We start from the raw sequence: 23,991 nt of genomic DNA, 5'->3' as shown, positions 1-23,991 counted from the left end.
TCTATCGTTCCGGGACGAATGGTTTTCCCAGGGACGCCGGCGTGTTGATCAGCGTCGTGCGCCGATTATGAGAAATGATGACGAGAACCACAATAGTCGCCGCATAGGGCAACATCGACAGGAACTGCGCCGGAATGCCGATGCCGAAAGCCTGTGCATGCAGCTGCAGGATCGTGACGGCACCGAACAGATAACCGCCGGCGAAGACGCGCCACGGACGCCACGATGCGAAGACCACCAGCGCCAGCGTGATCCAGCCGCGACCTGATGACATGTTCTCCACCCATTGCGGCGTATAGACGAGCGACAACTGCGCACCGGCAAGCCCGGCGCAGGCGCCGCCGAACATTACGGCGAGATAGCGGGTGCGGATGACGCTGATGCCGAGCGCATGCGCCGAGCCGTGGCTGTCGCCGATGGCGCGCAGCTTCAGGCCGGCACGGCTGCGGAAGAGGAACCAGCTGACGCCGAAGAGCAGCGCCAACGACAGGTAGAAGGTCAGGTCCTGCTTGAACAGCACCGAGCCGACGAAGGGAAGGTCGGAGAGATAGGGCACGACGATCGGCGCGAGCCGCACGCCGGGCACGCTGACATAGCCCTCGCCGAGCATGCCCGACAGGCCGAGGCCGAGAATGGTGAGCGCGAGACCCGTCGCCACCTGGTTCGCAACGAGCGTCAGCGTGAGGAAGGCGAAGAGCAGCGAGAAGATGGCGCCCATGGCGATGCCGGCGATGAGCCCGATATAGGGCGAGCCCGACATCTGCGCACCGGCAAACGCCGCCACGGCGCCCATGATCATCATTCCCTCGACGCCGAGGTTCAGCACGCCGGAGCGTTCGGTCACCAGTTCGCCGAGTGCTGCGATGACGAGCGGTGTCGAAGCGGTGATGACTGTCAGCAGGATCGCTTCAAAGATGCTCATGCGACGCCTCCCCGGACACGCGACCAGACGATGCGGATCTTGTAGGCGATCAGCGTGTCGCAGGACAGGACGAAGAACAACAGCAGCCCCTGGAAAACGCGGGTAACCTTGTCGGAGACGCCGATCGACAGCTGCGCCGCCTCACCGCCGAGATAGGTCAGCGCCAGCACCAGGCCGGAGGCGATGATGCCGAGCGGGTTGAGGCGTCCGAGGAAGGCGACGATGATCGCGGTAAAGCCGTAGCCGGGCGAGATCGCCGGCTGCAGGTGGCCGATCGAGCCCGAGACTTCCGAGATGCCGGCGAGACCGGCCAGCGCGCCGGAGAACAGGAAGCTGAACCAGATCATCTTCTTCGACGAGAAACCGGCAAAGCGCCCTGCCCGTTCCGACTGACCGAGCACGACAATCTCGAAGCCCTTCAGCGTGTATTTCAGCATGAACCAGACGAGGATCGCAGCGATGATGGCGAAAATGAAGGCCCAGTGAGCACGGCCGGATTCCTCCCAGATCGCCGGCAGCACCGCTTCGGGCGGAAAGGAGACGCTTTCGGGGAAGTTGAAGCCGGCGGGATTGCGCCAGGCGCCGCGGATCAGCCAGTCGAGAAAGAGCTGCGCGATATAGACCAGCATCAGACTGGTCAGGATTTCGTTGGTGTTGAAATGCGCCTTGAGCAGTGCCGGGATGCCGGCGAACAGCGCTCCGCCGAGAGCACCCATAATCAGCATCAGCGGCAACACCAGGGGTGAATGCCATTCGGTGAACAGGATGGGCAGAATCGAGCCGGTGATCGCGCCCATGGTGAACTGGCCCTCGGCGCCGATGTTCCAGTTGTTCGAGCGATAACAGACGGCGAGGCCGACGGCGATCATGATCAAAGGTGCCGCCTTGATCGCCAGCTCGTGCAGCGACCAGACTTCGAGCAGCGGCTCCAGGAAGAAGGCATCGAGCGCCTCGATCGGGTCCTTACCCAGGATCTCGAACATGATCGCGCCGGCAACCAGCGTCAAAATCAGCGCCAGCAGCGGCGAGACGAGACCGTAGAGCTTCGACGCCTGCGGGCGCTTTTCGAGTTCAATGCGCATGCGTGGTCTCCGGCGCGGTCTTGCTTTCATGCAGGCCGCCCATCAGCAGGCCGATCTTCTCGCGCGTCAGTTCGCCCGCAGGGAATGGCGACGACAGGCGTCCCTCGGAAATGACGGCGATCTCGGTTGCGACCTCGAAGATTTCGTCCAGATCCTGGCTAATGACGACAACTGCCGAACCATTGCGCGCGAGATCGACGAGGGCCTGGCGGATGCGGCTTGCAGCGCCCGCGTCCACGCCCCAGGTCGGCTGGTTGACCACGAGGACAGCCGGCTGCCGGTCGAGCTCGCGGCCGACGATGAATTTCTGCAGGTTGCCGCCCGAGAGCGAGCCGGCTGCCGGATCCTCGCCGCTCTTGCGAACATCCATTTCCTCGGAGATGCGCTTCGTGGCATTCTTGACGGCGCTACGGCGGATGATCTTGAGGAAACCGCCCGACAGAAACGCCTTGCGGTCGGATTTGCTGCGGGCGAGCACGAGGTTGTCGGAGAGCTTCATCGCGGAGACGGCGGCGTGGCCGTGGCGTTCCTCGGGCACGAAACCGGCGCCGAGCAGGCGGCGGGCGGTGATCCCTTGGGTGCCGACCGGCTTGTTGCGGATGACGACGGATTCGGGCGTCGAAACAGGATATTCGCCCGAGAGCGCATCGAACAACTCGCCCTGCCCGTTTCCGGCAACGCCTGCGATCGCCAGGATTTGCCCGGAACAGACCGTCATCGAAACGTCCTTCAGCGGCATGGCGAAGGGCGTGCGCGGGGCGACGGAGAGGCCTGAGACGGCAAGCTGGACCGGACCCTTGGCGCCGCGATCGGGGTGCGTGACGGATGCTACGTCGTTTCCGACCATCATGCGCGCAAGCGAGGCCGGTGTTTCGTCCGCCGGTACGCAGGCGCCGGTGACCTTGCCGTGACGCAGCACGGTGGCGCGGTCGCAGATGCGCTGCACCTCCTCTAGCCTGTGGCTGATGTAAAGCACCGAGCGGCCCTCGGCCTTCAGCTTGAACAGCGTCTCGAACAGCTTGTCTGCTTCCTGCGGCGTCAGCACCGAGGTCGGCTCGTCGAGAATGATCAGCTTCGGGTTTTGCAACAGCGCGCGGACGATCTCGATGCGCTGGCGCTCGCCGACGGACAGATCGGCCACATGGGCGTGTGGGTCGAGCGGCAGGCCATAGGCCTGCGACAGCGCCCTCGCCTCCTCGGCGATCTTGCCGATCGGGATGCTGTCATCGAGCGAGAGCGCAATGTTTTCGGCAACGGTGAGAGCTTCGAACAGCGAGAAATGCTGGAACACCATGCCGATGCCGAGCTTGCGGGCGGCTCCGGGCGAGCCGATCGCAACCGGACGGCCTTCCCACACGATCTCGCCCTCGCTCGGTTCCAGGACGCCGAACAGCATCTTCACCAGCGTGGATTTTCCCGCGCCGTTTTCGCCGAGCAGTGCATGGATTTCGCCGGGAGCGATATCGAGGTCTATGTGGTTACAGGCAGCAAAGCTGCCGAAGAGCTTTGTCAGCTTCTGGACCGACAATAACGCGCCTGATGCCGGCACAGTCGATGACGACACTTTCCCCTCATTTCCCACTGCCGACCTGCCCCTTCAGGATCATTCTGGGATCAGCAGCGTCGTTCCGGTCGTTTTTCTAGCTTCCAGTTCCGTGTGGGCTCGCCCAACCTCGCGCAACGGATAGGTCTGATTGACATTGATACGCACTTTGTTGCTCAAAACAACATCAAATAATGCGTTTGCACAATCAGTTAGCTCATCACGGGTGGCGATATAGGTGAAAAGCGTCGGACGGGTCGCAAAGAGCGAGCCCTTCTGCGCCAGCAACGCCAGGGTGAAATCCTCAATCGGCCCGGATGACTGGCCGAAGGATACGAACATGCCGAGACGCTTCAGGCAGTCGAGCGATTGCGGGAAGGTATCGCGGCCGATGGAATCGTAGACCACGTCGACGCCCTTGCCGCCCGTGATCTCCGAGACGCGCGCGACGAAATCCTCAGTGTTGTAGTTGATGACGTGGTCGTAGCCATGCCCGCGTGCCAGCTCGGCCTTGGCGTCCGAGCCGACCGTTCCGATGACGGTCGCGCCAAGCGCCTTGGCCCACTGGCCGGCGATCAGGCCGACACCGCCGGCGGCGGCGTGGAAGAGCAGCGTGGTGTCAGGGCCGACCTTGAAGGTGCGGTTCAAAAGATACTGCGCCGTCATGCCCTTCAGCATCATCGCCGCGGCTGTATCGAGCCCTATGCCATCGGGCACGGTGACCAGATGCCTGGTCTCGATGTTGCGCTCGATGCTGTAGGCGCCATCGGACCCGGCATAGGCGACGCGGTCGCCGACCTTGAAATCCGAAACGCCGGGGCCGACCGCCGTCACGGTTCCCGCTGCTTCCTTGCCCGGAACGAAAGGCATATGCGGCGCCTTGTAGAGGCCGGTGCGGAAATAGACGTCGATGAAATTCAGGCCGATCGCGGCGTGCCTTATCTGCACTTCGCCGGCGCCGGGCGGCGGCAGGTCGATATCGACATAATCGAGAACCTCGGGACCGCCGGTCCCGTTCAGCACGACAGCCTGCGTCTTCGTCATTCCAACTCTCCTATGCCAATTCTCCTATAGACGACGTCCCAGCGCCGGAAGGAACTGCAGGACGGCGCCGATGCAATACAGATAGACACCGCTCAGAACGAAAAGAACGAGCGCCCATTGCGGCACGACGAAATGCATCAGCAGCGCATAGATGCCGAGCGCCGACCACAGGAAGAAGATGCCGAGATTGAGCGGACGCAGGCGCTGGACGCGCACCGGATGCAGGAAGTTGATCGGCAGGAAGGTCAGGATCACCGAGACGGTGACGACGACGAGCGCCGTCGTGGCGCTTGCATCCATGACGAACAGCGTGAAGACGATCATGTTCCAGACAACGGGGAAGCCGGAGAAGAAATACTCCTCCGTCTTCATGCCCATGTCCGCATAATAGATGGCGCTCGACACGACGATCATGCCGGCGGCCACGAAGGACCATGGCTCGCCGATCATGCCGCTCTGGTAGAGCGCAAAGGCCGGCAGCAGGACGTAGGTGACGTAATCGATGATGTTGTCGAGCGTATCGCCCGACCAGTTCGGCAAAACTTCCTTGACCTTGACCTTGCGCGCGATCGGCCCATCGATACCATCGACCAGAAGCGCCAGCCCCAGCCACCAGAACATGTCGACAAAACGATGTTCGGCGGCGGCGACGACGCCGAGGAAAGCGAGGAAGGAACCGGAGGCCGTCAAAATATGGACGGAAAATGCGCGCATTTCCGCGTAGGGTACGCGCTTGTAATTGAAAATCTTCATGTTTCCCCGAGTTGCCATAAGCAATCCGCACCCCCGAGGCGCGATTTCGGCCTAATATGCATCCTTTGTCAGGCTTCGCCAGAGCAAAAGCGAATGATGCACATCGGGTTTCCCAAACCTGACGATAACATGCATATTTCATGCAACTCGCCACAGAGGGAATGGAATACCTTTAATCCGCCGCCTATTTGTAATATCTCGCTCGCATCGAATTGATGATCGACGAACTACGGGATCCGATACCGCAATGAACGCCCCTGCAAAGACCGAAGAATTCGCAGCCCCAATCCCTGCCGGCGTATTCGCCGAAACCGTTCTCAGCGTCACGCATTACACGGACAACCTGTTCCGCTTCACGATGACGCGTCCTGAAGGTTTCCGCTTCCGCTCGGGCGAATTCGCGATGATCGGCCTCATGGTCGAGGGCAAGCCGATCTTCCGCGCATACTCGATCGCCAGCCCCGCCTGGGCCGAAGAACTCGAATTCTTCTCCATCAAGGTTCCCGATGGTCCGCTGACCTCGCATCTGCAGGCGATCAAGCCCGGCGATCAGGTGCTGATGCGCAAGAAGCCGACGGGTACGCTGGTGCTCGACGCACTGACGCCTGGCCGTCGTCTCTACATGTTTTCGACCGGCACCGGCATCGCGCCCTTCGCCAGCCTGATCCGCGATCCGGAAACCTATGAGAAGTTCGACCAGGTCATCCTCACCCACACGACGCGCAACATAGCCGAGCTGAAATACGGCTTCGACCTGGTTCACGAGATCCAGAATGACGAGCTCCTGCAGGAAGTGGTCGGTGACAAGCTGCTGCACTACGCAACGGTGACGCGCGAGGACTTCGAGTACCGCGGCCGCATCACCGACCTGATCTCCTCAGGCAAGCTGTTCACCGATCTCGGCGTTCCCAAGCTCGATCCCGAAATCGACCGCGGCATGATTTGCGGATCTTCGGCGATGCTGAAGGACACCAAGGAACTGCTTGAGCAGGCTGGCCTCGAGGAAGGCGCAAACAGCAAGCCGGCGCAGTTCGTCATCGAACGCGCCTTCGTCGGCTGATCGCCCCATCACATGGTTAGAACAACGGCTCCGGAAACGGGGCCGTTTTCATTTCTGGCCGAGGTAATCGATCAGCGTCGTCATCGCCTTGCGCGCTTCAGTCGCCTTGCCCTGCTGGATCGCACGGATAACGGCAACGTGCAGCGAGATCGACCGATCCATGCGCTCCGGGCTCGCCTTCGAATACCAGAGGCGACGCGAATGGGTCTGCACCGGGCCGAGCGCCGAGGTGATGAAGGCATTGGGACAGGATTCTTCGAGGATCTCATCAAATGCCTTGTCTGCTGCGAAAAATCCCGCGAGATCGCCGCTCACGGCGCAATCGTTCATGGCGCGCGCGCATTCGACCAACTGGTTGCGCTGCCCATCGGTCGCCTGTTCGGCAACGAGTGCCGCGGCGATCGGCTCTAGCTCGCGGCGAACCTGCATGACATGGGCGTGATCGGTCGGCTTGATCTCGGCGATCTGCAGGCCGACGCGTGGCTTCACCACGATCAACCCCTGCCAGGCCAACTTCTGGATCGCCTCGCGCACCGGCGTGCGGCCGTGTCCGGAGAGATCGATCAGCTGCTTTTCATTGACGAGCGCACCAGGCGTCAACGCCAAGGTCACGATGGCATGTTCCAGCGCCAGATAGGCAAGATGGCTCTGTGAGGAGTTCGGCATCGCGGATCCGTGATTCGACCTGATATATCATAAGCCCCGCGTTAACGGATTCAATGGCAGGTTGCCATGATATATTAGGCCGAAGGGAGAGCCGTTATTTTACAGTGGCTTACTCGTGCCTCAGCGCATCGATCGGATTGAGCTGGGCGGCCCGTCTAGCCGGGAAATAGCCGAAGATCATGCCGATCGCAGCGGAAAAGGCGAAGGCGACGATGATCATCGTCGGGCTCACCACGAAGGGCACCTTGAGCAGGGAGACGGCGCCGAAGCCAAGCCCCAGCCCGAGCAGAATGCCGCTCATGCCACCGAATATCGACAGCGCCACCGCCTCGACCAGGAACTGCATCAACACCTGCCGCTCCAGCGCCCCGATCGCCAGGCGAATGCCGATTTCGCGCGTGCGCTCGGTGACAGAGACCAGCATGATGTTCATGATGCCGATACCGCCCACGAGCAGGCTGATCGCGGCCACCGCACCAAGCAGGCTGGTGAGAAGCGTCGTCGTTCCGGTCATGGCGGCTGCGATCTGGGTCATGTCGTTGACGTTGAAATCGTCTTCGCGACCGGGAATGATCTTGCGGCGTTCGCGCAGCAGGTTCTCCGTATCCGACTGGACCTTGGATGTGGCAACGCCATCGCGCGCGGAGATCAGGATCATCGAGACATTGGCATTGGCCTTCCCGCCGATGCGGCGCTGGTAGACCTTGATCGGCACGATGACGACATCGTCCTGGTCGGTACCCATGCCGGATTGCCCGCGCTTGGCCAACACGCCGATGACGCCGCAAGAGACCTTGCCGACGCGCACTTGCTGGCCGATCGGATCGGCGGACCCGAAGAGCTGCGAACGGACGGTCTCGCCAAGAACGCAGCGCGCGCGGCCGCGCTCTTCGGCGGCGTCGAAGGTGCGCCCGGAGGCGATGTCCCAGTCCTGTGCCGTGAAATAGTCGTTGGTCGTGCCCATCACCGTCGTCGAGTGGCTCTGGCCACCGTAGATGACAGTCGCGGTGGTCTGGTTGAGCGGCGCCACGGCCCGCAGCCCGCTCACCTGCTCGCTGATGGCGTCGACATCTGCCACGGTGAAACGCCGTGCCTCGGAGCTTGCGCGGCCGGGACCGAACTGGCCGGGGCGGGCAAACAGCATGTTGGTGCCGAGACGCGACAGCTCGGACGTGACCTGTGCCGTGGTGCCGTTGCCGATCGTGACCAGCGCGATGACGGCGGCGACGCCGATGACGACACCGAGAACCGTCAGGAACGACCGCAACATGTTGCGGCTGATGGCGCGCAGCGCGAGCTTGACCGTCTCAAGAAACATGGTGACCCGCCCTTCCCTGATGCGCTGTTTCCGCTTCCAGCTTACCATCGAGAAAGCGCAGCAGCCGCTGCGCATAGGCCGCGATGTCAGGCTCGTGCGTAACCATGACGATGGTGATGCCCTGCTCGCGGTTCAGCCGCGTCATCAGGTCCATGATTTCGATGCTGGTCTTGGTGTCGAGATTACCCGTCGGTTCATCGGCGAGAAGCAGGGATGGCTGCGTGACGATGGCGCGTGCGATGGCGACGCGCTGCTGCTGGCCGCCGGAGAGCTCCTGTGTCTTGTGATGTTCACGGCCGCCAAGGCCGACCAAGCCAAGGGCTTCCTTCGCCAGACGATGCCGCTCCGCGGCTGGCATGCCACGATAGATCAGCGGCAGCTCTACATTCTCGACCGCCGACGTGCGCGGCAAGAGGTTGAAGCCCTGGAAGACGAAGCCCAGCATGTGACGGCGCAGCATCGTCAATTGCGCGCGGTCGAAACCGGTGGTCGAGATGCCCTGGAACAGGTAGTCGCCGGCGCTTGGGACATCGAGACAGCCGAGAATGTTCATGGCCGTCGATTTGCCGGAGCCCGATGGCCCCATGATCGCGACGAATTCGTGCTCGCGGATGGCGAGATCGACATGATCGAGCGCACGGATCGAGGCTTCGCCGCGACCGTAGATCTTCGACACCTTGCTGAACTCGATGAGAGGCGGCGTGGTCATGGCGCGCCGCTATCTCGACCGCTCGGTCGAATCGGTGATGATCGCTTCGTTTTCCTTGAGATCGCCTGACGTCACCTGGGTGAACTGGCCATCGGAAGAACCGACCTGGATGACGACAGGCGATGGCTTGCCGGATCTCAGCACCCAGACCCGACGCTTGGCACCGGTCAAGGTCTCGCCGCCACCCTGATTGCCGCCGCGAGGGCCCATGCGTGGGGGAGCGAACATGCCGAACAGGCCCCGATTGCGCCTGGCTTCAGTGGCCGGAGGCGCGTAGCGCAAGGCAGCGTTCGGCACCATGAGCGTGCTCTTGACCGCTTCGACTGTGACGTCGGCGGTTGCCGTCATGCCCGGGCGCAACAGCAGGTCGGCGTTGTCGACGGAGAGGATGGCCTTGTAGGTGACGACGTTGTTGGTCGTTTCAGAGGCAAAGCGGATCTGCTTGATCTCGGCGGGGAATGTGCGATCCGGATATGCATCGACCGTGAAGGTCGCTTTCTGACCGACCGCGATCTGGCCAACATCGGCCTCGTCGACATCGACCTGCAACTCCATCTGTCTGAGGTCGCCGCCGATGACGAAGAGAACAGGCGCCGACAGCGAAGCCGCGACCGTCGCGCCCGGATCGACCGAGCGCGTGAGAATGACGCCATCGATCGGCGAGACGATCTTGGACTTGGTGAGATTGACCTGGGCGAGCTGCAGATCGGCTTCCGCCGAGAGCACCGCCGCTTCGTTGATCTCCTTGGTGGCAACAGCCGAATCGTACTTGTAGCGCGCGTCCTCGAGGCTCTGCTGCGTCGTCACATTGCTTTGGACGAGGTTACGGTAGCGATCGTAGGAGCTCTTAGCGGACTCCAGATCCGCGGTAGCCTTGACGACGTTCGCCTTCGCCGAATCGAGCTTCGCCTGCGTGCTCTTGACGTCGGCCTCGACCTTGATGGTGTCGAGCACTGCCAGCACGTCGCCGGCCTTCACCTCGCTGTTGTAATCGACGTTGACGTCGCGAACGGTACCTGACAGTTCGCTCGATATGTCGACCTGCTCCGTCGGCTGCACAGATCCGGTGGCTGTCACAAGCACAGTCAGGTCGCCGTTCTTAACCGGCTGCGTCGTATAGCTCACCTCGCTGCCGCTTTGGCGCGAATACAGATACAATCCGCCCCCAAGCGCCGCTATCACGACCAGCGATACCAACGAGCGCTTCCACCACCGGCCCTTCTGCTTCTGCTGAGAGGCGGCGAGGACAACGGCGAGATCGGCGGTTGCCGTGCTCTGGGGCTTCGTGCTCTGGGGTTTATTGGGCGTTGTCATATCGTTCATGCGGGCAGCCTCGGTCAGATACAGCCAATACGACTGTCAGCTTCGGGAATAACGATCTGAAGCTGAACGCAGGATTAGCAAGTTGACCGCATTGGCACGCAGCAACGTCAAATGGAAATGAAATCTTGGTAATGAAAGTCGAGTTTGTGGCAGGGCGTACGCCGCACATCACTTTACGCGAGCGTTGATTGCCCGCGTGATTCTGCCCCCGGCGCGAATGGCGCCTATCAGGCGCCAAGTGATTCCAGCGAGACGGGCGGACGGCGCTTGGCAGCCATCAGCAGATCGAGTTCGGTGGCGGACGGGCCGAATTTCTCGAACAGGCGAACGGCTTCATCCTGGCCGAGCCTGTATTTGCGCGAGAACTCCGTGAGACTATAGGCACGGCCACGCAGTACCTTGCGGCTATTGGTGTGTTCGATCACGTCGGTCATGGTCATCTCCTTCTATAAGGGAGATTTAGGGTCAGGGATCGATTTGTTAAGCCGCGAATGCGATTGAACCAATTGATTTTCTTAAATATTTTTCGGGAACTTTATTGCTGCTCGTGCATTTGATGCGCTCATTCGACCTGGGGCATCGACAATAGGCGACGGTCTCAATCTTTGGATCCCCACTTTCCACCGCCAATCCGAAAGCCGCAGGCCTTCCCGCTGCATTCCCCCGCCTGCTTCTCGATCTCTCGCAAGAAATGTGCCTAATGCACAGGAAAGGTGGATTTTTCAGTTGACCGCAATGGGTCGTCTGCATATGTTCCGCGCACTTCCAGCCGGGGTCCTAGAGGGATGCTTCGGAACACGGGAGAGCGTAGCTCAGCTGGTAGAGCAACTGACTTTTAATCAGTAGGTCCCGGGTTCGAACCCCGGCGCTCTCACCATAAAATCAATAACTTAGCAAATTTTCGTGGGACTTTTGGGACTAAAAAAAGTCCCACGAGTCCCACGGTCGATTAAGCCGGGTTGGCGGGCGGTCCGCCGCCTCGGATCCACCGTGCGACAGCATCGAAGATCAGATCCGCGATCCACATCGCAGAGACGCCGACAACGAACGCCGTTGCGTTCATCGACGTCATGAAATCTTCCGGCAGTGGCCAGTTGATCGCGTGCAGATAGTGCAGCACCGGCTCGGTAAGATACGCGGCCGCCAGCGCGCCACAGACGGGCGAAGCAATGATTTCCCTCGCCGAGTACCGCCGGCGCGACAACGCGCGCAGAGCGCCGCCGGAAAGCCCGGCAAACATGACACTGGCCTTGATCCCCAGCGCATCGAAAAAATCTGCAGGTGTCATGTTGACCTTAACCCTTAAATGCCAATCGCCCCAGGACGGATCCTAGGGCGACAGCGGTCCAGTCAAATGCGACCAGGTTATTCCCAGAGCCCAAGCCGCTGGCCATTGCGATCATTCCCTATAACGCGCCGGCCGCCCTCCGGATCCACGGTGAGCAGTTGTGCCACGCCGATCGGCGAAAGGTTCGCCTTAACGAAGCCCCCGCAGGCCTTCACACTCGTCGACTGGCAGCTTGCGAGAAGAGAGGTACTCAGCGCAAAGATCGTAGCGGCTGCGGTCCTGCAGGTAGGCATCATCGTTCTTCCTTTCATTTTCCTGCGCCTGGGCATCGGCCGCGATCTCGCCAATCTTGGCTTTCCCGCCCTCGAGGCGCGCCGCCGGCACCAGCGCGAGTTCGGCGTAGGAAAAGACCAGAGCCGCAGCAACGATGGCGGCGCCGATCGCGGCGGCGGCGGCTTTGAGGTTGCTGATCATTTCGGTGCAAGCCCGAGGACATTGCGAACAGCCGGCATGGTCGCAATCGCATAGACAGCGAAGCCGACGACCACGAGCAGGATCGAGATCTGCACTCGCCAGTCTAACTGAAACAGGCCGACCTTTTCGGCGATCGTCGTCAGCGACACGCCGCCCGTCGTCAGCCAGGTCCAGAACCGGCCCGACTTTCGAACGGCTTTTGGCTTGGCGGGCGCGGCCGAGCTCGATGCCTCTGGCTTGGCCGGCGTCTGCGGAGACCAGATCTGATCCTCCTGCTCGGCGACGGGATCCGGACGCGCGACAGGCGCTGCGGCGGCCTTGGTCAGGACACGCCGCAGCGTACGCTCGACCAGGTCGGGCGCCACCAGTGCTTTATTCAGTCCGTCGCCGGCGTAGTAGCTTTGACCGCGAGCGACCGCGCGGCTGTTTCCCTGGCAATCCTGTAGCACGGGGAAGCTTGCCCACTCCTGGGCAAGGCGCTTTCCAAACTCGGCGACGCCGATCCTGCCGTCGATGAAGTCCTGATAGCCACGGCGAAGAAGGAGATAGAAGCCGAGCCGATCCTGCAGGCCCTTGTTGAATAGCACGTCACCACGCAGGGTCCGAACCTCCTGGCTGATCCCCTGCAGTGTGTTCCGCATAAACTGGTAGCGGCCAGCTGCGCTCGATTTGAAACGCTTCGTCCAGGACGGCTGCGCGTCAATCACGTCGCCGAGCGTCATCTCGGTGAGCGGCTTCGGAAGCTTGCCCTGGTTGTTCCCATAAATGACATTGTACCCGCCTGGCGCTTCGTAGTCGCCGATGAAATCGAGCAACAGCATAGCGGCAGCGGGCACGGCAAGAGGAATGGTTTTCGATGACATCGTCGGCTCCTGGTGGGTGGAGCCTGAAGGTTATGGTTAGACCGATGCGGTCAAACGCCTGGATCCGGCCAACTGATCGCACCGGCCGCAGCGTTGGCTGCTTCGACATCGGTCGCCGCCTGAACCGCTGCCTTGCCGGCGAGCCTGGTCGCCTCGATAGCCGCGCCGACTATCTGCCACTGCAGGTACGCAGAGTTGACGACGCTTGCCACGTCGCCGAGGCTGTCGGCCGTGATGCCGACCTCGGCAGACAAAAGTGGGAATGAGCTCGCGTCTTGGCTAGGATCAGCAAGGTAAAGCGCCGCCTCGGACGCCTTCTGCATATAGGTCATCGCCTGCCCAGAGCCGGCCGTGATGTAGCGGCTGCGCTCGCTCTCAGCAGCCGCATCGATCTGGAATTTGAGACCCGCCTTGACTTCGTCGAGTGTTGGCTCTTCGACAGGGGCCTCGACCTCCGGCGGCTCCACTACCGAAAATCCACCATCGATCACGACGACCTTCCCTTCGACAATGCCAGCGATCGCTTGCTGGTACTGCTCTTCTGTGATTGCGACGCCGCCGACGATGAGATCGGTCGAAACTTGTCCGTTTATCGCCCAGGGCATTACTTGATCCTCATGTAAGCTTTAACGCCGATGTTTTTCATGCGGGTTTCCGTACCCGTCCGAACCGCGCCACCCGTCGTGGTGACCACAAGGGTGATATTGCTGTCCAGCTGCGCGCCATTGTTTGCGGTCGAAACGGTCGGCGACTGCGGGGCCCCACCCAGCGACCCGGCCGAGGAGAGCATTTGTCGGTGACCATGTTCCTGCAGCTGATCGTCCTGCTTCGTGTTAGGGCTCGCACTCGGTCGCAGAATTCGGCCCTCGGTGTTGAGCAAATTGATCGTCTGCCCATTCATCGGCGAACCCGCGACAGAGATGACGGCCGTCGCAACCACAAGCGGGGCAGATCCAGTGACGCTTTCGGTTGTCAGCTTGCCGTTGTTGAAGCCACCTGCTCCAGTGAGGCCTGCCGTGAGCTCGATGAAGACGACTTCAGGGTCACTGGTCGGAGGAATATCAACTCCAACCAAGCCCGTATTGACGAAGTAGTATTCACCGATCTTGACGGACTTCCATTTCGATTGCGCCCAGAAATTCGCAAGGGTGATTTTGCGAAGAGCGCCGGAAACGCTATCCCAGAAACCAAGCTCGTCTGCAGCTACGAAAGCCGTCTTGGCGGTTGCCCCGTGGATGGCTCCCGCTAATCCGGCGACGACGCTATTATAGAGGGCAAGCGTCTTGCTGTACCAATGATAGGCGGAGAAGAGCCCAGATCCGGGCACAACTTCAGCGTCCTCCGCGTTTGTCGCCCATTTTTGCGCGAGTGTGGCGCTGGCCGCAGCTGCGCCCGCGCTTCCCGCTGCCGCGTTTGCAGACAGGCCAGCAGCTATCTCAGAAAGTGATGCAGCCTGCGCATATCCTTGGGCATTTTGGATTTCGCTGGCGTCTGGCCCGGCAACAAAACGCTGCCCGCTCTTCATCAAGAGCTCGCCATCGGCCAGGTCGTTGGCAATCGTATAGCCTGGCGCGCCATAATCGACCTTCATAGCTCGCTCGTTGTCACGCGCGATTTCCTGCTGGATGATGCGGATCCGGTCGAGCTCGCCGTCGATCAGTTCGGAACGGAAGCGGCCGTTGGTGACGATCGACGACATGCGGTCGAGGATGGCACGGCCGAGGACCAGGATGACATCACCGGCCGTACGGCCGACGTTCATCGTGAAGCTGCCGCCGGAAGGGTCGTTGGCGCCCGCGAGAACGTAGGCGGTCGGAGAGAATTCCGTATATTCCGATGGCGCCGTCTGCAGGAGGATCGCCACGTCCTCATTCTGCTGGAAGGGGAATGGAACAGCAAAGGCCTTCTGCCCCGCGCTAGCCGTATAACGACGGTAGCGATCATCTTCCTCGATCGGGAACACAATGCTCATGAAAAATCGCCCCTTCTAACAGATGGGGCGATGATGTCATTTCGCAGATCGGGTCAACCAGGCTCACTGGTCCGGCACGAGCTCCGGCCGCTTCTTGCGTTTGCGCTTGTCGCCATCGAGCGCCAGGCCGGCCGACTTCACCTCGGCGACCAGGTCGCCGGTGAAGGCGTCGGATCCAGCGTCGAGCGCCCTCGCTTTCAGTTCCGGCCAAGCTTCCTTGATTGCGTCGAGTTTCCACACCCTCTTGTCGGCGAAAGCATCACCGAGGCGACGGGCTAGATCCGGATTGACGGCCTCAAGCTCGCGATAGAAGCCATCTTCGTCCATCTCAGTGCGCTGCTCCCATCCCGCAACGCCCGTCGTCTTCAGCCCGTTACGCGCCATGGCCATGGCTAGCGAGGATAGGATGTCGTCGGCCGCCGTCCGCTCGGCCGGCGAGACCTTAATCGGATTGCCGTCGCCGTCGGTCAACCTGCCGCTGGCCAGCTCACGTCGCACGGTGCTGATCGCCTGGATCCCGCCTCGAGCACGAATGAGCGGATGCAGCCGCCGGCTATCAGCATCAAGCGAGGAGACGGCGACATAGGCTTTATCAATCGCCGGCAGGCTAGCGAAATAGTCTGCCGCGCCCGCTGCGTCGCCCGCCTCGGCCATGGCCTTCCAGCTTTTCACGCGGCCCTCGAGCTTGCCCTCTCGCTCGCTCACCTGGTCCCAGAACATGGTGACGGATTGCGATCCCTTGGCGGCGTCCTTGATGAAGCGCCGCGCGATCGGCGCATCGTCCCAGGCAAAGCCAGGCGCATCCGGTTGCGCCAGGTCATAAAGCGAGATCGCATTCCGCCCCCAGGATCCGAGGTGGCCGACGATCAGGTGGTCGATGACCACGGGCGGCTCGTTGAAGATATAGCCGAGCTGCTTGGCGATCGCGCTGGTGCGAGCCGTGTACTGCAGCCAGGGCTCCATCCCCTGCAGCTGATCGGGCACGATCGGCGCGCCGGTGAAAAAGTCGTTGTTCGCCTTGAGTTCGAAATAGCTCTTGATCGCCGGATTGCTCTCAATGACCGACGGCGGCATGACGGTCATGAACAAGCTATCGCGCCACCGCTGCATTGCCTTCGGATCCTTCTGGATCCAGCTATCGTAAACGGCCTCGCCGAGATTGATGGCGATCGCCATCTCGAACGGCTTAGGAATGGCGGTCCACTTCTCGCCCGACTTGATCATCCAGTGTGTCGCCCTGGTCGTCTCCGAGATCTCGTCGTGATCCTCGTGCTGGCTCATCAGCGCGTAGAGCGATACGGAACCGGCGACCAGGACGGAAAGCCGCGCCCAGGTTTTCGCGGCGAGCGCGACGGCCGCCGCGTCCTCCGGACCCTGGGCCTGGCCGAGGACCTTGCGGGCAAGCGGCGCGATCATGTGGCGGGTCGCCTTGTCGAGACCCTGCAGGGACGCATTGAGGAACGGCGTCACCTTCGATAGCGCAGCCATGCCGGATCCGCGCCGATCGAAATCCATGTAGTCGCGCGCACGCCAAGCCGCCTCGAACAAGGCCTCGTAATCGTCGAGCCCCCGCTTTTTCGCCTCATCTTTGAACGTGCGGAAAAGCCCGACGCGGGTCGCCGTCTCGGCGATCTCGGCCGTCTCGAGGATCCCGTGAAACGACGTCAGACGGTTGGCGGCCCAGCCGCGATGGCGCAGGCCGGCTAGATCTCGCTCGGCCATGGCCTTGGAGAGCGACGCGGTTTCGGCGCCGCCGGATATCCCGAACATGCGGGAATACGATCTGGCGACATCGCTACCGACCAGGTCGTCGGTCGCGCCCTGCAGCGTGCGCGCAACGCGCTGGAACGGCTTGCCGTAAAAGATGCTGGCCATGAACTGATCGCGGACGAAGTTGGCTGCGATGAATTCCGGCGACAGGGTGATGCCAGCGCGAAGCAACCGGGCCGGCATGGCGACGAGCTCGAGCCAGAAATTCCTTTCGACCTGGCTCATGCCAGTGAGCGACTTATACATGTCGAGGCCGAACTTTCCGTCTGCCAGGCGCAAGGCCTTCAGGTCGCCGCCGTCGCGGAAAAACACGATCGGTTCGCCCTTCTCGTTGATCATCGCCGGCCGGAACACGGCCGCCTTCTCTTCACCGACAGCGCTCTCGACGGCGTCGCGCAGCAACGTGATATCAGCATCCGAGAGACCGGCATTCTTCGCGGCGTTCTGCACCGCCTCGAGCGGGTCGACCATGTTCGCTCTCAGTTCCTTGGCGGGGACGAGCTCGGCGATCGCGCCGCCGCCAGGCCCGGCATTGAGCGCCAGGCGATGGAGCGACTTGACAACGTCGTTACGGGCGATCGTCATGGCAGTCTCATAGGCGTCGGCCGCCATGCTCTCGAGCGGATTGATGACGTCGCGTTTCGACCCTTTGAAGCGCTTGACGAAACCGCCCTTCGTGGATCCGCCGGCGCGCTTGTTGCCGCCGACCTTCATGTCGGTATCGTTCGAAAAGTCGCGGAGACCGGGCACATAGTCCTGGATCAGAAGACCGCGCGCATAGGTCTCCTGATCGATGAGGCCGGCATCCAGCTTCTTTTTCCAAAGCGCGCGGCCGAACTCGTGCACCTTCGCCGCGGCCGATTGATATTTCGCATTGGCGGCCTCGAGATCCTTTATGTTCTGGAGGTGGTCGGCCTCAGTCAGCTTGTCGGGCGGATTGGGGATCTCGCCTTTCCGATACCGCTCCCACTCGCCGACCGCGCGCCTAGACCACAGATAGGCGCCAAACTCGCCGACCTTCTCGTCATCCCACTTGGATAGCGAGTTCGGCTTGCCGGTCGCCTCGACGATCGCGTCGCGAAGCGATGGGCTCTCCGGATTGATGCCACGATACGGCGCCACGCCATACATGACGTCCATGTGCCCAGAAGCGTAGGAGCCGCGCGACATGCGGGCAAGTTTGTACGGATCTCTCGACACATTGAGGTCGAGCGCAACGCCCTTGTTTTCGAGGTGCAGATCCTTGAGATAGCCGACCGCCCGGTTGATCGGATTGAGGTCGTCGAAGCTGAAAGTATAGATGCGCTGCAGGACCTCGGCGATCGTGCCGCCGAACCCGGATTTCTTCAGCTCCTTGCTGGTGTTGTTAAACCAGCCACCCTTTTTCGCCGAAACGATCGTCGACCGCACGGCCACGGTCGAGGGCGCTTTCAAGAACGCGTCCCAGGCGTCGGTTGCGTCGTCGATCGCTTTCGCCAGATCCGGAGCCTTGGCCTGCAGCAGCTTCTCGAAATCACCGGCGAGCGCCGGCATGTTTATCTGGACATATGGCCGGTTGGTGACCCAGAGACGAAAGAACTCGGCGAACCCTTCGTAGTCGCGCCCTTTGCTGGGATCATAGTCGAGCGCCGATAGCACCTTGGAATTCTGCTTGATGAACGCCTTGACGTCGGGAACATGGGCGTCGAGGTGGTGGCCGTACTCGTGGGTTAACGTGTCGAAGTCGTCGAGCGACCGAACGCGAACGACACTATCTTTCGTGTCGAAGGTGCCGAGAACACGCTTGCCACCCGAGATCCGACCCTGCCTGGTCGCGGTGATGTTCATTGCCTTGGCGAGCGCTTCGGCTGTCTCACGCACGCGCTGGACACGCCCGGCCGCTTGTGGCGCTGGGGATGAGGCCGCGCTGGGCGCCCCTCGCGACCGCTGAGCCTGCAGGCCGGTCGCAGGCTGCGCCATCAGGAAATCGCCAACGTCTTTTGCTGCCCCGCGCGTTTCCGCGAGAGTGGGCCCCACCTTGACGATTTTATTGCCGGCATGCATCGAGGAATAAGCCTGGTATCCAGGCACATCGTCCTTTTGCTTCCAGAGCTCGAGCGGATAGCGGCCAACGGCAGGCTCAGAATGATAGACAATGTCACGCGAGCTTTCTGTCGATCCCCATGCGCCGGCCTTTTCATTCCAGGTTAGGAGCGTCGCTTTACCATCCTTCAGCACGACCCGCGACCCGTTGGAGCCGACACCCTCCAGGCCTGCGGAACTCAAGGCCCCCACGTTCTCGTCGACGTACACTGTCAACTCGGAAGGATCTTTCAATCCCGCATCCCCCTCGTGACCAGGCAGATCGCGCGCAGCCTTCGTCCTGGTCGTCGATGGGCCGGAGACTTCGTAGGTTGAACCACGCTCCGTCTCAAAGCTCAGCGGTACAGCGTCTTTCGCCTCCGGAGCAGGCGCCGATCCTTCGCCAGCGGCATGGGCAGTTTCTGCACCGCTGGCAGGAGCAGCTTCCGTCGAAGTGCCACGCACCTCCGCAGCTTTTGCCGACAGAACTTCACCGATCGTTCCGGTTTCGGCTGGCGCGGATGGAGCCGCAGTTTCGGCTCGAGCAGGAGAGGCGCTCACCTGGTCGATAGCAGCCGCAGCTGGCTTCGCTTGAACGACGGGATTCGGAGCAGCCTCGACGACGGGCTCCGGAGCAGGATCCGGCTTGGCCTGCGCCGCGACATCGGGGCCGTTGGCGATCGGCGCGGCCGCTTCGTCCAGGTCGTCGAACGGATTGGATTTAGCCGGGATCTCGCCGGCCGCCGCCTTGCCGCCACGCAAGCGCTCGAGGCCCTTTCCGGCCGCGCCACCAATACCGCCGACGATACCGCCCAGTAGGACGCTGGTCGCATATTGAACCGGGTCGAAACTTTCCCGGTTGTCGCCGGCGATCTCGATCCCCTGGACAGCTGCATCGGCGATCGCGTTCGACGCGGCGCTGTCGACGGCGCCGGCGAAAACCTTGGCCCAGAGGCCAGTCACCGCCACTTTCCCGCCGACCAGGATCTTTTCGCCGAGGCCGATCGGCAGGAAATTTTCAGGGCTGGCCGCCGTCCCGCCGATCTGGCCAGCAAGCGCCGCGCCGCCCTCGAGGATCCCCTGCCACTCTGGATAGCTCTCATATTGGCGATCGAAGCGCTGGCGATCCTCATGGCCGACAGAGGTCGCCGCGTCGAAGGTGGCGCCGAGAATAGTGTTCTGCCGGCTCCCCGCCTCGAAATTGGTTTTGAAACGATCGATCAACCCAGGGCGAGGCGCTTCCTGCAGCACGCCGCTGTTGTCATTGTCGAGATCGTCAAAGGGATTGGGCATGGTGCAGCCTCGCAATTGTGGAGGCTGCAGAATAAAAGTCGGGTTGTCAGGTCAACTACGTCGGCTGTCGAACGTAGCCCTTGCCGACCAGGCACCCGTCGAAGACCAGGTTCACATTATAATTGTGGACTGAAAGCACCTTCTCATTCGAAGCAAGCGACGCCTTCGCGGCCTCGCCGTCGCAAACCGCCCGATCGCGCTGAAACTGAGCAAGGAGGACTTGGTCGGCATCGACACGCTTTCCATCACTCACGCGGTGCCAATAACCCTGGGGCGCCGAGACGCAGCCCGCGAGGACACACAAGACAGATAATCCGACGACACGCTTCATGACGACCCCCGATCGATTCCACGCTTCAACCTATACAGGCTTGTCGTTGTAATTGAAGTCGGGGGTCGCATCTTTACAAGGGCTATTTCTGGCCAGGCTGCGGCTCGATCGTTTGCGTGCCGTCAGGCGCGATCGTCACCAGGCCCTGCGGCGTCTGGTAAGACAGATTTCCCGGGCGGCCAATGATCCGCGTGGATGCACCAGGCCCGAACTTTTCATCAAACGCCGGCGCCAACTCCGGATGATCGACCAGGCGCTGCATTTGCTGGTAGTTGGGAACGCCGTAAAAATCCGAACTCGTCGAAGCGCGGGCCGGGCTTTGCGAAGCCTGCAGAGGATCGCCAGAAGGTCCAGTCGCAGTAAACGACTTTCCACGCCCCTCAGACGCGGCGGTCTCGCTGGCAACCTGCGCCTGGCGCTTATCCGCATTCGTCGGCTTCTGTCCCTGCGACAGCCGCCGAAAATAGCCGGCGCCGAGCGTGGCCATTTCCTTATCGACGCCCTGGGCGGCCAAAACCTGAGACAGGACGCGATCGGCCTGCGGCCCATAGGTATTGTCGACTTGTCCGACCAGGTCGAGCATTGCCTTCGAGGCGAGACCGGGATCGCGCTGGCTGGTAACGGATCGCGCAAGCTGCAGCGCCTCGGCGTTCGTCAACGGCTGTTGCTCGAAATCCGAAATCCCGAGAGCCTTCTGCGCCTGCAGACGACCGGAAACGAGAGCCTGCGTTGTCGATGGATCCTGCGGGTCGACCTGGTCGGCAAGTGCCTTGACGTTGGGAAACGCCTTGTCAACGGCGGCGGCCGGATCCTGCGACCGCGCCTTCAGAACCGCCGAGGCCTGCTTCTGCGCCTTTTCAAATACATCGAGATCCTCAGCGTATCCTGCAGATCCGGCTTTAGGTGCAATCACCTCGAGGCGCTGCGCAATATCGTCGGCCGACTGTGTTTCCATGCCGCTCGTCGCATCATAGACTTTGCCGGCGTGCTCGCGCGCTTCCTGCCACTTGATCAGCCCAGCCTCGCCGACGACCGCGCGAACATGATCCGGGGTCAACCCGGTCGACGACGGATCCACACCCTTGCCGGTGGCGGTCATGCTGGTGACATCGTCATCGATGAGCGAGGAAAGCCGAGCGGCCTCGACCTTGTTGTCGGCCGATTTCGCATTGATCTGTTCGCGAGCATCGCGACGCAGCGTATCCGAGATCGCCTTCACCTTGGCAAAGGGCATCGCGGCGAGCGGTCCCTTCTGGTCTTTCCAGTCCTCGAGGATAGAAAGCGAGAACTGCTCCTTGGCCTCCGGCGTCGCTAGCGCATCATAGACACCCTGAATGCGACCGCGCGCGGCCGTCTCGGCGAGCTCTTGTTTCTGCTTTTCGCCCTGCAGGGCGGTGATCGTCCCGGCCGCAACCGCTCCGTCGATCGACGCCTGGACGGTGCGGACCTGGTCGCCGATGATCTTGTCGCCATCGGGATTGGCGCCGAGCAGCTGCGCCTGGCGCTCGATGTCGACCTGGCGCGCATCGAGCCCTGCGCCGAACGATGCGACCTGTTCTTCGCGGAGCTTCTTCTCATGGTTGGCCGCGACATTGCGCGCATAGGCCTGCGACCGGTCGACGAAGCTTCTCTCGAACATCTCCTTTGCCTGGGGATCGCCGAGATCTTGGACGTACCTCTGCCGGATCTGTGCGGCCGCGCCGGCGAAGCCAGCCGGGTCGTCCTGAAACTCTTGCTGAGCTGCCAGGAGGTCGTTGCTAACGCCCTCCTGCATACGCCAGCCCCAGCTGGCCAACGCAGCATCATCGTAAGCTTCACCGCGAATTGTGCCGTCGCGACGCAACGCAAGAGGCGCTGTCGAAAGCGGCTGCGCTGCAGCGACTGCCGGCGCTTTCACGCTGCCGGTTTTTCGCTGGTCGACGCCATAGAATGCAGCCTGGGCGTTGTGCAGGCTCTCCGCGTAAGATGTTGCCTGCGCGGCCGAGCTAAACTTTCCGAGGTGCTGGCCCGTGCGTCGATAAAGGCTGATCGCGTCCTCGTCGCTCAGGATCTTCCCATCTGGCGAAACGGTCGGCACCAGGACCTCGCGCCCATCTTCCTCAAAGGACATCGATCGCACCGTGCTGATCGAGCCATCCGGATTTTCCACCTGCGGACGCTTGGCAAGATCTATGTTGCCCTTTTCGACCAGGCCGTCCGGCTCGCCTGCAGGAGCCGGCGATGTCGCGCCTCTGGCAGATGCAAGGATGAGCGCGGCCTCACGCGCTCGCCGACCCTTGTTCGCGGACAGCCCGCCAACGGCGGCAGCAAGCGCCGACAGGTCTCCGGTCTTTGCCGCAGCGACGACGTTTTTGGGAAGCGAACCATAGTTGTAGCCCACCGATGAAAGCACGGCCTTGGCGCCATCCGGCAGGGTCGCCCAGGTTTCGCCCAGCTGCTTCTGCACTTGCAGGCCTTCACGCTTCGTCAGGCGGTAATCGAGGTCGCGCTCAGCATCCTCTCTCGAGACCTTCATGCCCTGGGAGATTTTCACGACCTTGCCATCGGCTGTCACCGTCGTATCGGAGCCATAGCCGGCGCGGTGCGCGTTGACGTCATAATAGGTCTTGTCGCTGAAGCCCTCCTCGCGACGGAGGATCGCTTTCGCCTGCTCGATCCAAGGACCGGTTCCGGCCACCGCGCCTGCCTCGATACCGATCTGCTGGGACTGAAGATAGGCCGCGCCCGCTTGCTGCCCCGCAGAAAGACCAGCCATTTCCCCTTCACGCTTAGCGGCGCGATCGGCGAGCTTGCCAAGCGTTCCCGCCAGGCTACCTGCAACATCGGCGAGCGCGGCCGAGGCCTGGCCGGTGTTGACCGCATAGGATGGAACGTCGGTGGAGATCTGGCCGCTTGCGTCGAAACGGGCAAGCGCGCCAGGGTTACGAGTAGAACGGTTGACCATTAGCCCCTCGATGCCAGATCTATGCCAAAGCCGGCGACATCGCCAAGAGCGGACAGCATGGCGCCACCCTTTTGCGACCGCGCGCGATCGCGCAGGTTCGACGCGCGCATCCGATACATCGATCGCTTGAAATCCGTGTCCTGCTGGTCGATCGAGATCTCGTCGGCCGCGCGCGCCTTGGCCGAGGCCGCATTACTGGCCGCGACACCCTGCGTGAGATCGATGCCTGCCGCTGCGTATGCAACATCGTTATTACCCAGGACGCGCGCGAGCTCGCGCGTCATTTTCGTCTTGCGCTGCTCTCCGGCAAGCTGCTCCTGGTTGGCTGAAAGATCGGCCTGGTCGGCTAGCTGCCGGCTTTCGGCCGCAGCGGCCCGGCCGGCACCAATCGTGCCAACGACCTTCAAAAGCGTGGAAACACCTGAAAGAACGCCAAGCGCTCCAGAGCCGACCGCAGCCGTGCCAGCTGTAGCCGTCGCCGCAGTCGCGGCGGCACCGGCGCCGGCGCTAGCGGCCCCACTCAAACCCAGACCTGCAAAAACCTTACCGATTGCGGCGAGCGCAACTGTTGCCAT

At 61.9% G+C, this 23,991-nt stretch carries 20 protein-coding genes and 1 tRNA gene; 2 read left to right on the top strand and 19 right to left on the bottom strand.

Annotated features, from left to right (window positions below; all coding sequences use genetic code 11):
• Nucleotide 1 precedes the first annotated feature (1 nt).
• From ACIQUB_RS07365 to pcsA, 5 genes are read right to left on the bottom strand one after another with little or no spacing between them, the layout of a single operon-like run.
• The gene (locus ACIQUB_RS07365) at nt 2-922 is read right to left on the bottom strand and encodes an ABC transporter permease (protein WP_113235789.1); all 921 of its coding nucleotides are present in this window, start codon (nt 920-922) and stop codon (nt 2-4) included.
• A complete protein-coding gene (locus tag ACIQUB_RS07360) occupies nt 919-2,004 on the bottom strand; it encodes an ABC transporter permease (RefSeq protein ID WP_047510346.1) in 1,086 nt (361 codons plus the stop codon). The genes ACIQUB_RS07365 and ACIQUB_RS07360 overlap by 4 nt, the downstream gene beginning before the upstream one ends.
• A complete protein-coding gene (locus ACIQUB_RS07355) occupies nt 1,994-3,568 on the bottom strand; it encodes an ABC transporter ATP-binding protein (RefSeq protein ID WP_113235790.1) in 1,575 nt (524 codons plus the stop codon). The genes ACIQUB_RS07360 and ACIQUB_RS07355 overlap by 11 nt, the downstream gene beginning before the upstream one ends.
• A 39-nt stretch (nt 3,569-3,607) precedes the next feature.
• A complete protein-coding gene (locus ACIQUB_RS07350) occupies nt 3,608-4,591 on the bottom strand; it encodes a quinone oxidoreductase (RefSeq protein ID WP_113235791.1) in 984 nt (327 codons plus the stop codon).
• A 24-nt stretch (nt 4,592-4,615) separates the two neighbouring features.
• Entirely contained in the window at nt 4,616-5,344 is a 729-nt protein-coding gene (gene pcsA / locus ACIQUB_RS07345; RefSeq protein ID WP_113235792.1) for a phosphatidylcholine synthase, read from the bottom strand.
• A gap of 247 nt (nt 5,345-5,591) precedes the next feature.
• On the opposite strand from pcsA, the gene ACIQUB_RS07340 reads away from it, so the two are divergent.
• On the top strand, nt 5,592-6,404 hold the full coding sequence (locus tag ACIQUB_RS07340; protein ID WP_112979677.1) for a ferredoxin--NADP reductase: 813 nt from the start codon (nt 5,592-5,594) through the stop codon (nt 6,402-6,404).
• A 48-nt stretch (nt 6,405-6,452) separates the two neighbouring features.
• Here ACIQUB_RS07340 and ACIQUB_RS07335 read toward each other — a convergent pair whose 3' ends face one another.
• From ACIQUB_RS07335 to ACIQUB_RS07315, 5 genes are all read right to left on the bottom strand, one after another.
• Nucleotides 6,453-7,070, bottom strand: coding sequence for a GntR family transcriptional regulator (locus tag ACIQUB_RS07335; RefSeq protein ID WP_018899948.1), 618 nt, complete (start codon nt 7,068-7,070; stop codon nt 6,453-6,455).
• Between the two features lie 109 nt (nt 7,071-7,179).
• Nucleotides 7,180-8,388, bottom strand: coding sequence for an ABC transporter permease (locus tag ACIQUB_RS07330; RefSeq protein WP_113235793.1), 1,209 nt, complete (start codon nt 8,386-8,388; stop codon nt 7,180-7,182).
• Nucleotides 8,378-9,097, bottom strand: coding sequence for an ABC transporter ATP-binding protein (locus ACIQUB_RS07325; protein WP_113235794.1), 720 nt, complete (start codon nt 9,095-9,097; stop codon nt 8,378-8,380). The genes ACIQUB_RS07330 and ACIQUB_RS07325 overlap by 11 nt, the downstream gene beginning before the upstream one ends.
• A gap of 9 nt (nt 9,098-9,106) precedes the next feature.
• Nucleotides 9,107-10,420 (bottom strand): efflux RND transporter periplasmic adaptor subunit, encoded by a 1,314-nt coding sequence (locus ACIQUB_RS07320; RefSeq protein WP_113235795.1) that lies wholly within the window; start codon nt 10,418-10,420, stop codon nt 9,107-9,109.
• 227 nt (nt 10,421-10,647) lie between these two features.
• Entirely contained in the window at nt 10,648-10,854 is a 207-nt protein-coding gene (locus ACIQUB_RS07315; RefSeq protein WP_113200237.1) for a hypothetical protein, read from the bottom strand.
• Between the two features lie 367 nt (nt 10,855-11,221).
• On the opposite strand from ACIQUB_RS07315, the gene ACIQUB_RS07310 reads away from it, so the two are divergent.
• Nucleotides 11,222-11,297, top strand: a tRNA-Lys gene (locus tag ACIQUB_RS07310).
• 72 nt (nt 11,298-11,369) lie between these two features.
• Here the strand turns inward: ACIQUB_RS07310 and ACIQUB_RS07305 are convergent.
• The 9 genes from ACIQUB_RS07305 to ACIQUB_RS07265 all read right to left on the bottom strand — a co-directional run bounded on the left by ACIQUB_RS07305 (nt 11,370) and on the right by ACIQUB_RS07265 (nt 23,991).
• Nucleotides 11,370-11,708: a hypothetical protein gene (locus tag ACIQUB_RS07305; RefSeq protein WP_402929087.1), complete on the bottom strand. Its 339-nt coding sequence runs from the start codon at nt 11,706-11,708 to the stop codon at nt 11,370-11,372.
• Between the two features lie 189 nt (nt 11,709-11,897).
• Nucleotides 11,898-12,182 (bottom strand): hypothetical protein, encoded by a 285-nt coding sequence (locus ACIQUB_RS07300; protein WP_402929085.1) that lies wholly within the window; start codon nt 12,180-12,182, stop codon nt 11,898-11,900.
• Nucleotides 12,179-13,045 (bottom strand): hypothetical protein, encoded by an 867-nt coding sequence (locus ACIQUB_RS07295; protein WP_402929083.1) that lies wholly within the window; start codon nt 13,043-13,045, stop codon nt 12,179-12,181. Before ACIQUB_RS07295 ends, ACIQUB_RS07300 begins: the two co-directional genes overlap by 4 nt.
• Nucleotides 13,046-13,095: 50 nt before the next feature.
• Nucleotides 13,096-13,650, bottom strand: a complete 555-nt coding sequence (locus ACIQUB_RS07290) for a hypothetical protein (protein ID WP_402929081.1) — start codon at nt 13,648-13,650, stop codon at nt 13,096-13,098.
• Nucleotides 13,650-15,017: a hypothetical protein gene (locus ACIQUB_RS07285; RefSeq protein ID WP_402929079.1), complete on the bottom strand. Its 1,368-nt coding sequence runs from the start codon at nt 15,015-15,017 to the stop codon at nt 13,650-13,652. The genes ACIQUB_RS07290 and ACIQUB_RS07285 overlap by 1 nt, the downstream gene beginning before the upstream one ends.
• A gap of 63 nt (nt 15,018-15,080) precedes the next feature.
• A complete protein-coding gene (locus ACIQUB_RS07280) occupies nt 15,081-20,141 on the bottom strand; it encodes an LPD38 domain-containing protein (RefSeq protein WP_402929078.1) in 5,061 nt (1,686 codons plus the stop codon).
• Nucleotides 20,142-20,196: 55 nt separating this feature from the next.
• On the bottom strand, nt 20,197-20,472 hold the full coding sequence (locus ACIQUB_RS07275) for a hypothetical protein (protein ID WP_402929077.1): 276 nt from the start codon (nt 20,470-20,472) through the stop codon (nt 20,197-20,199).
• 82 nt (nt 20,473-20,554) lie between these two features.
• Complete coding sequence (locus tag ACIQUB_RS07270; protein WP_402929075.1) at nt 20,555-23,416, bottom strand: hypothetical protein; 2,862 nt, start codon at nt 23,414-23,416, stop codon at nt 20,555-20,557.
• On the bottom strand, nt 23,416-23,991 hold the full coding sequence (locus ACIQUB_RS07265; protein WP_402929073.1) for a hypothetical protein: 576 nt from the start codon (nt 23,989-23,991) through the stop codon (nt 23,416-23,418). The genes ACIQUB_RS07270 and ACIQUB_RS07265 overlap by 1 nt, the downstream gene beginning before the upstream one ends.

It is taken from the genome of Rhizobium sp. NPDC090275 (genome assembly GCF_044772225.1).
In the GTDB taxonomy this organism is placed as follows: domain Bacteria; phylum Pseudomonadota; class Alphaproteobacteria; order Rhizobiales; family Rhizobiaceae; genus Rhizobium.
This window is presented reverse-complemented; position numbering and strand designations above follow the sequence as displayed.

Bases quoted from the DNA above. Each gene is read 5' to 3' on its own strand.
- pcsA (WP_113235792.1), bottom strand. From the start codon at position 5,344: ATGAAGATTTTCAATTACAAGCGCGTACCCTACGCGGAAATGCGCGCA.
- ACIQUB_RS07320 (WP_113235795.1), bottom strand. From the start codon at position 10,420: ATGAACGATATGACAACGCCCAATAAACCCCAGAGCACGAAGCCCCAG.
- ACIQUB_RS07365 (WP_113235789.1), bottom strand. From the start codon at position 922: ATGAGCATCTTTGAAGCGATCCTGCTGACAGTCATCACCGCTTCGACA.
- ACIQUB_RS07265 (WP_402929073.1), bottom strand. From the start codon at position 23,991: ATGGCAACAGTTGCGCTCGCCGCAATCGGTAAGGTTTTTGCAGGTCTG.
- ACIQUB_RS07270 (WP_402929075.1), bottom strand. From the start codon at position 23,416: ATGGTCAACCGTTCTACTCGTAACCCTGGCGCGCTTGCCCGTTTCGAC.
- ACIQUB_RS07315 (WP_113200237.1), bottom strand. From the start codon at position 10,854: ATGACCGACGTGATCGAACACACCAATAGCCGCAAGGTACTGCGTGGC.
- ACIQUB_RS07360 (WP_047510346.1), bottom strand. From the start codon at position 2,004: ATGCGCATTGAACTCGAAAAGCGCCCGCAGGCGTCGAAGCTCTACGGT.
- ACIQUB_RS07285 (WP_402929079.1), bottom strand. From the start codon at position 15,017: ATGAGCATTGTGTTCCCGATCGAGGAAGATGATCGCTACCGTCGTTAT.
- ACIQUB_RS07305 (WP_402929087.1), bottom strand. From the start codon at position 11,708: ATGACACCTGCAGATTTTTTCGATGCGCTGGGGATCAAGGCCAGTGTC.
- ACIQUB_RS07290 (WP_402929081.1), bottom strand. From the start codon at position 13,650: ATGCCCTGGGCGATAAACGGACAAGTTTCGACCGATCTCATCGTCGGC.
- ACIQUB_RS07330 (WP_113235793.1), bottom strand. From the start codon at position 8,388: ATGTTTCTTGAGACGGTCAAGCTCGCGCTGCGCGCCATCAGCCGCAAC.
- ACIQUB_RS07325 (WP_113235794.1), bottom strand. From the start codon at position 9,097: ATGACCACGCCGCCTCTCATCGAGTTCAGCAAGGTGTCGAAGATCTAC.
- ACIQUB_RS07350 (WP_113235791.1), bottom strand. From the start codon at position 4,591: ATGACGAAGACGCAGGCTGTCGTGCTGAACGGGACCGGCGGTCCCGAG.
- ACIQUB_RS07280 (WP_402929078.1), bottom strand. From the start codon at position 20,141: ATGCCCAATCCCTTTGACGATCTCGACAATGACAACAGCGGCGTGCTG.
- ACIQUB_RS07275 (WP_402929077.1), bottom strand. From the start codon at position 20,472: ATGAAGCGTGTCGTCGGATTATCTGTCTTGTGTGTCCTCGCGGGCTGC.
- ACIQUB_RS07340 (WP_112979677.1), top strand. From the start codon at position 5,592: ATGAACGCCCCTGCAAAGACCGAAGAATTCGCAGCCCCAATCCCTGCC.
- ACIQUB_RS07295 (WP_402929083.1), bottom strand. From the start codon at position 13,045: ATGTCATCGAAAACCATTCCTCTTGCCGTGCCCGCTGCCGCTATGCTG.
- ACIQUB_RS07300 (WP_402929085.1), bottom strand. From the start codon at position 12,182: ATGATCAGCAACCTCAAAGCCGCCGCCGCCGCGATCGGCGCCGCCATC.
- ACIQUB_RS07335 (WP_018899948.1), bottom strand. From the start codon at position 7,070: ATGCCGAACTCCTCACAGAGCCATCTTGCCTATCTGGCGCTGGAACAT.